This is a genomic window from Sulfitobacter litoralis, assembly GCF_900103185.1.
GTDB lineage: Bacteria > Pseudomonadota > Alphaproteobacteria > Rhodobacterales > Rhodobacteraceae > Sulfitobacter > Sulfitobacter litoralis.
In genome coordinates, this window is sequence record NZ_FNJD01000062.1 from 1 (window position 1) to 1,164 (window position 1,164).

Sequence of the window (1,164 nt, forward strand, 5' to 3'; positions counted from 1 at the left end):
CTTCGTGTCTTGCTCTCTACATCATCGGTAGCCTAAAAGCAACTTAGAGCGGTGGAAAAGGAGACCAGAATGGCGCGGACTATAGATCAGCAGATCGCGACAACGCAGGCCAAGCTGGCCCGCCTCAAAACCCGCCAGAAAGCCAGCGAGACCCGCCGGAAAATCATCGTTGGGGCCATCGTGACCAATGCCGCGTTGAAAGACCCAAAGATTGCACGCTGGATGGCATCCACTCTGCGCAAGAACGCCACCCGTGAAGTTGATCAGAAAGAACTGGTCGGGCTGCTGGAAGATCTCGATCAGGTGGCGGCAAAGGTGGAACGGACATGAGCAAGGATCCGTTTCAGATACTGGCCGATGAACTGACCCTTATCCGCAAGGACATGGATCACCTCCAACGCACCAGCCTCGACAAGGACGAGGCGAAAAAGCTGAACCAGATCGTGACGGCAGCAGTCCTGAAAATGGCAAAGGCGGCTGAGGATGCGCCGGGGGACATTCAGGAGGCTTTGGAAACGGACCGCGACCAGATGGCCCGCAGCGCCACACAGGCCGCAACAAGGGCTGCTGAGAGCGCCATGGCCGGTATCCGGCACGACCTCGACAACGAACGCGCAAAGCTCTCACAGGCCGCCGGAGAGGCTCGTAGAGAGGCATGGCGCTGGTTTGGCGGGTTCTGGGTGTGGTTGGCCTCCATGCTCGCCACAGGGGCCATTATCGGGGCGCTGGCGATGGCATGGATTGCCGGGCCGGATCAGTGAAAATCAGTCCGGCCATGCGTGGGGATCAGAGGTTGAGATTTGCGTCCTGCCGCTGATGCAGCACACGAATCACCTCGATCTGGTCGCCATTGTCGCGGAAATAAATCATATGCGATCCGACCGGGCATTTCAGATAGTCGGGGCGCACATCGACTTCCCGGCCCCTTTTGGTGCCAGATACCAACCCCTCGAACGTCGCAATCAAATCACGGTGGTAGCTGTCAGCCTGCGCAAGTGACCAGTTCTGAAACGTGTAAAGCCAGATGTCTTCAAGGTCGATCTCAGCCAGTGGCGAAAGCGCGTAGGATTTACCCTGCATGTTTGGCAGCATGCTTCGCGTGCATCCGGCTTAAAAATGCCTCGCTGTCGAAAGGACGCGGTGTCCCTGACTGTTCCCCAGCAA

Annotated in this window: 3 protein-coding genes; 2 read left to right on the plus strand and 1 reads right to left on the minus strand. The window is 57.9% G+C overall.

All coding sequences use genetic code 11. The features are described 5' to 3' along the window. Positions 1-69: 69 nt before the first annotated feature. A complete protein-coding gene (locus BLQ98_RS18040; protein WP_093734553.1) occupies positions 70-330 on the plus strand; it encodes a hypothetical protein in 261 nt (86 codons plus the stop codon). Further along, positions 327-761 (plus strand): hypothetical protein, encoded by a 435-nt coding sequence (locus tag BLQ98_RS18045; RefSeq protein ID WP_093734554.1) that lies wholly within the window; start codon positions 327-329, stop codon positions 759-761. The genes BLQ98_RS18040 and BLQ98_RS18045 overlap by 4 nt, the downstream gene beginning before the upstream one ends. 25 nt (positions 762-786) lie before the next feature. On the opposite strand, the gene BLQ98_RS18050 is transcribed toward BLQ98_RS18045, so the two are convergent. Beyond that, positions 787-1,092, minus strand: coding sequence for a type II toxin-antitoxin system RelE/ParE family toxin (locus BLQ98_RS18050; RefSeq protein WP_237272724.1), 306 nt, complete (start codon positions 1,090-1,092; stop codon positions 787-789). Positions 1,093-1,164: the final 72 nt, after the last annotated feature.

Bases quoted from the DNA above. Each gene is read 5' to 3' on its own strand.
- BLQ98_RS18045 (WP_093734554.1), top strand. From the start codon at position 327: ATGAGCAAGGATCCGTTTCAGATACTGGCCGATGAACTGACCCTTATC.
- BLQ98_RS18050 (WP_237272724.1), bottom strand. From the start codon at position 1,092: ATGCTGCCAAACATGCAGGGTAAATCCTACGCGCTTTCGCCACTGGCT.
- BLQ98_RS18040 (WP_093734553.1), top strand. From the start codon at position 70: ATGGCGCGGACTATAGATCAGCAGATCGCGACAACGCAGGCCAAGCTG.